This is a genomic window from Parendozoicomonas sp. Alg238-R29 (genome assembly GCF_947331445.1).
Classification (GTDB): Bacteria; Pseudomonadota; Gammaproteobacteria; order Pseudomonadales; family Endozoicomonadaceae; genus Sansalvadorimonas.
Genome location: NZ_CAMZOG010000144.1, coordinates 1 through 5,530 on the forward strand (window position 1 = coordinate 1; position 5,530 = coordinate 5,530).

5 protein-coding genes are annotated in these 5,530 nt (G+C 46.4%); all 5 read left to right on the forward strand.

From position 1 onward, the window contains the following. Positions 1-474 (forward strand): DUF4372 domain-containing protein (locus tag QMA35_RS20705; protein WP_281649048.1); only part of this gene is annotated, 474 nt, incomplete at its 5' end. A 3-nt stretch (positions 475-477) separates the two neighbouring features. Then, positions 478-837 carry a hypothetical protein gene (locus QMA35_RS20710; RefSeq protein WP_281649049.1) on the forward strand — a complete coding sequence of 120 codons (360 nt, stop codon included), beginning with the start codon at positions 478-480 and terminating at the stop codon, positions 835-837. Positions 838-919: 82 nt separating this feature from the next. Beyond that, positions 920-2,440, forward strand: a complete 1,521-nt coding sequence (locus tag QMA35_RS20715; RefSeq protein WP_281649050.1) for a hypothetical protein — start codon at positions 920-922, stop codon at positions 2,438-2,440. 521 nt (positions 2,441-2,961) lie between these two features. Further along, complete coding sequence (locus tag QMA35_RS20720; RefSeq protein WP_281649051.1) at positions 2,962-4,356, forward strand: F-box/WD40 repeat-containing protein; 1,395 nt, start codon at positions 2,962-2,964, stop codon at positions 4,354-4,356. Positions 4,357-4,918: 562 nt separating this feature from the next. Further along, on the forward strand, positions 4,919-5,203 hold the full coding sequence (locus tag QMA35_RS20725) for a YebG family protein (RefSeq protein ID WP_281649052.1): 285 nt from the start codon (positions 4,919-4,921) through the stop codon (positions 5,201-5,203). Positions 5,204-5,530 lie beyond the last annotated feature (327 nt).

A 5,530-nucleotide genomic window follows, 5' to 3' on the forward strand; every position in this document is an offset into this window, starting at 1 on the left:
CTCGTTGCTATGATGTTTGCTCAACTGGCAGGCCGGGTTTCCATTCAGGATCTGGTTGGGAATTTTAATATCTGCCACAACCACCATGACCATCTGGGTGTTTCTCGCATAAAACGTTCTTTATTGTCTGATGCCAACAGCACTCGGGCGGCCAGCATTTTCTCAGAAACTTTCTTCTTTCTATTGCAAAAGGTCAGAAGCCATCCGCCTCGGGGAGCAGCCAGTGATGTGGTTCGCCTGATTGACTCCACGACCATTGACTGTGAAGTGGCTCAGAACCTTCCCATCATAGCCGGTGTCATCTATGTTTTTGACCGAGCTTACGACGACTATAGCTGGCATCACGAAATGACCTGTCAGGGTAGGCAGTTTGTGGGCAGGATGAAAACCTCAGCCGTCTACGAAGTCGTTGAACGTCGAGAAACGACAGAAGACTTTGATCCTGAAAGACCAAGTCATCAGGCTCTCTTCTGACAGGTGATTCACTGTAATCACGCTAATGAGATTGACGAACACGTTGAAGAAGCCCTGCAAAGACTGAGGAAAGCCGGAGCCACTCTGCTAAACCAAACGATCCTGCTCAAAGACATCAATGATAGTTCGAATGCGCTGGCTGAACTGAACCATTCTCTTTTCAACGCCGGTGTGCTTCCGTATTACCTGCACCTTCTGGATCGTGTTCAGGGGGTAGCCCACTTTGACGTAACAAAGAAGAAAGCCAGACTACTGATCAAGGAGCTGATGCACCAATACCCAGGCTATCTGGCTCCCAGACTGGTCAGAGAAGTAGCTGGAGAGGCCAGTAAAACACCTATACCGATTAACCAGAGGGGGTGAGCACACATTATCCGGGAACTTTGCCCTCTTTCCCGGGTCTACCTGTTATTAACTGGACTCATATTGAATAACGAGGTTTGTTATGCTTGATCACGCAACAGCCCCGGAAAAATCTATTCTGCGGAAGTCCCCTGCTCCTCAGGCCCCTCCAGAAACAAGGGCTGCTGCCAAGCTAGAGGAAAGCCCTCAGGGGAAAAAAAAACCACTGACACACAGAAGCGTAAAAAATGTCCGACTCACCTATCTGAAATCACTTGGAACCCGGCTTGCTATCGAGTGCTTCAAGCAACAATCCCCCCAGGTTCAGGAATCCATCGTTACCATGTCAAACCCAGCGGAACTGACTGGGTTTATCTCTGATAACACTGCAGCTATTTTTCACGAAAATCCTGAGCTTAAAGCCCATATGCAGAAACGCCCAGGTGAATGTCCGGTTAACCTCCATGAATTACAAACAACCTTGGCCAATGATCTGTTAGTAGCACAATATTTATCTTATTTACGAGACAAAACAGAGTCTTCATTTCAACAACTGATGACTCTCTTTCATAATGCGATGGCTCTATTCCTGCTTAACCCAGACTACCCTGTTAGCCAACAAGTACTCCTTGCCAGCCCTGACCTCCTCATAACTCATATTAAGAATAACTTTTATAAGATCTTCAGACAGTGCGCGAATATCAAGCACTACATCCCGCCCGAGCAGATGCTTGAGCACATTCAGCTGTATGAAGTGCAAGCCCAGTTGAAGATGAGTCTGTCCAGGCTGACCTATAGAAAGCATTATACGGATGAGATTGATATACGCCCAAAACACAGAAGAGACCTTGAGTATGAAGCTGGATTACCGTCAAAAAAAGCAAACAGGGAAGGGAGAGACTCAGGCGAAGATGAAGATAAAGGAGTCGGTTGGGACATATTCATCGGAGACCATCAAAGTATTTTTGAAAGTAAAATGGCCGATATGACATCCGCAGCTGAACTTATGACGCTCAGTTTCTGGGGAGACGGGATGGCCATTGACGGGCATTTACTGGACCAATGTGATTTAAAGATGACCCAATTGGTTGTAACCAATCTCACCAACATTCTGGCTCTGGGCTCAGACATGGCAGAGTTCGTTACAGACTGCCGAGCCGTTCTTACCATGGAAGAGCCTTCTCGTAGTACCTACATACAACTATGTGGCGAGGATATTCACGGCCTGCTTACCGAAAAGCTGGAGGAAATGGATAAGACAGCTACCAATATAATCGACTGCATGAACTGGCGAGGAAGAAATCATGGTGACGTGGAACGTTGCATCCTTTATCTTCGCCGCTTCTATAACGAGAACCCGGTCGATTACCTCCAGTCTCTGCTGAATAAAGTGGATCACGAATACCTTGTAGAGCAGATGTCCATGACACTGAATTCCCCCTCAGAAGACACGGTGCTTGAAAGCAATCTGGCAGAGGCTACTGAAAGAGCCCGAAGCCTGGATACTGGCAAAAACATCAGTAGCTCCACGTTCCCTAAAGAAGAAAAACAGCTTTGGCTGAGACGCATCACCGAATCCTGGACCTCAGGACAACCGATAAACTGGAACCAACCCGAATCCTGAAGAAATAACTTTTTTTATCCGCTCTCTTGAATAATGTCTTCTATTCGCATTGTTCATTCTGAGTCGACAATCTCTCACAAGTCGTGCCGTTAATTTTACTCCTTGCTGCGCAGGATTCTTTCAGCCTGTGATCTTAGTATACAGGTCGGCTCTTAAGGATTGATCAGGGCAGATTTTCAGGATAATTCCATAGACGTGCAGAATGAGAGGATTCCGCTGCAACTCCCATCGCAAAGCCTGAACAGTTTAACGTTCAGTCAAACAGATGTGCATGCGGTTCATCAATGGCTCGGTGAGCTACCCAAGACAGATATAGAGTTCTATCGTAGAACAGGCGCTGGGGGAGCTCGCCTGAAGGAAGAAAGGCTCTTCTGGAAGTCCTTGAGCATCTGCTCGGTGATCGTAAAAGTTAGGGAATCTTACTCTTCTGATAGTGATAGCCATAGCCACTTCTCTGAAAATATTATGGATGTACTTTCAGAGAGATTGTTATGGCTATTGGGAGTGGTGGAGCCAGGTCGGTGCAACTGTGTTTCGGAGATCTGTTGATTGCTAATGAGGAAGCGACAGATGTCGTTTCTGCGCATGATGTTGATGATATTGAAAACCCACCTCTAACGACGCCATTAGCAGGAATGGGATGTCAGGCTTGGGGCAGAGGTGTTGAAGAGTGCCCCCCTATACTGCGTCTCCCACCTGAACTCTTATGTCACCTTTTCAGCTTTACAAGTCTTCGGGAAAGAATCCGTCTGTGCCATACTTGTAAGCAGCTTAATGCCGTCCATGCCACCCCTTATCTCCTCAAAAGGCAGATATTTAATCTGTATCCAGATGTTTATAAGTTCCTTCGTTTTCACGGTATGGCTCTTCATACTGGTCGTTTGAAAGCAGTTAATGAAGCGACTGGCCGTGACTGGACAGATTATTCACCAGAAGTTCACTTTATTATGGCCCGTTATCTGAACCTGATTCACCCACCTGAAAAAGTATTCAAAGAACTGAAAGAGCACGCCCGGGGTTACAGTATTACAAGCGCGTCCTGGTCACCGAATGGGCACTACTTGGCCTCAGCTGGAACCGATGGACGATGCAATGTATGGAACCTTGATAAGGCAGAGAATCATGAGCTGATTTACATGAATTGGGACTCCAGCGGCAATAATGAGGTAATGAGTGTATCTTGGCACCCCGAAGGTAAGCTTCTGGCGGCAGGCTTTTCGAATGGATATATCAAGATTATTGAGCCGCTTACTGATCTGAAGATTGTTCACTCATTTAAAGCTCACCAGGATACGATTACGAGTGTGTCCTGGCGTCCGGATGGAAGTTGTTTTGCTTCAGGATCTTGTGATTCAACAATCAAGATGTGGGCGCCAGACAAGGATGACTATGGCAATGCCCTTCCTTCCCTTAAGGGAAACCTTGGAAGAGTGACATGTTTAGCCTGGTGCTCTGATAATCGACGGTTGGCCTCCGGCTCTGATAATGCAAAAACCACTATATGGGATACAGCCAAAACGGGCAGTGAGAGGTTTGTGACCAACTTGCTAGGCCATGAGGACACTGTTACGCAAGTGGCCTGGAGTTACGGTGCTCGTTTGGCAACCTGTTCGCGGGATGGGAGCATTCGGGCCTGGAACTTGAGTCAAGAGGCGGTGGCGACCCTTATTTGCACGATTAGGGGACATAAGAATTTTGTGACGGGTTTATCCTGGAGTAGTCGCGGCTTTTTAGCGTCCTGTGCCCTCGATAAAACGGTGAAAATGTGGGATGTCGATTTAGCAGGTGATAACAAATGCCTGGGAACAATAGAGTCTAAAAGTCAGTTTAAAAGTTTAGCCTGGCACCCAGATGGCCAGCGTCTGGCAACAGGTAATCGAGAAGGTGAAATTCTTGTGTTGGATGAGGCTCCCTAAACGTCAACTGACTCTTTCCAATCTGGTACAGATGTCCGCCTTTGATCCTCTGTAGTTTGTGTTGTTGTGAAGATTCGTGAATTGAGTATTCTTTCTGTAATTTCTGCCAGACCTTGGAAACAAAGGTCGGAACATAACTTAAAAAAAGACAGGCATAAAGCTGCATACAGTGTATGACCCGAAGGCAGATACGCCTACTTTTTTCGAATTGACCACCGCCAAGAGAAATGACTGTACAGCGGTACAGCAAATAGCCCGAATAATCAGTCTTAATCTGACCCGCCGTTGCTCTTTGTTGGAATTATTCAGTGATCCTCCGGATAGCATGGAAGTCGATTCACTCCAGAATCAGGGGGTCTAATGCCGATACCCTGCCCTTCATCAACAAAGTGAACAGGAATGCACTCCCGTACACTTTTAATACACTTCCGTCACTTTTCTCGTCACTTGACATACATATGAAAAACAACTGTATTTTTATACAGTAAATATGAAACAATAGTTCACGACATATGCCGCCTGCAAGGCAGAGGCGTTTTCACAACCAATCTGAGGATCACCAATGGCCGTCATCCCTATGTGGCAATGTGACCGGGACGGAAGCATGTTTGCAGATCGTAAAGCCGCCGAAGAACATGACCGTATGCTCGAACTTGCTGACTATCTGTCTGGCTTTCTACAAACTCAGATGTCTCAGGCTAATGGCTTGACTGAAGAGCAGGCCGAAGAGATTGGTTTGATCCTTGCCCGACATAAAGAACCATTAAGCCGCGCCTTTAAAGGCAAACCCTCCATGCTGCTGGAATTGATGGAAGAGGAAGACAAGGAAGAGGCCGAAGCCGTATAAACTGATTTGCATCAACAAGTATTTTAAAAACAGCCAGATAGGCACGCTTTTCGGTTTTTGTGTTCAGTTTTGCCCTGTTGTGAACAAAACCACACACCTAGACTGAAATCGCTATCTAAAGATGCCTCCCACTCCAACATCTTTGGATGTTTTCAGGTAAATCCCTGCTTAGCCGGACAACGTTTGTTGTCCGGCATTTTATTTTTAACTCGGTATTATTTGGTAGCATTCGCGTAGAACAGTTGCCATTCAAGAACGACTACACTTCCTTCCTGTCGAACACCTATATATTTGCCTCGTCAGTAAAATCTGTGGGTCATTTCAGGC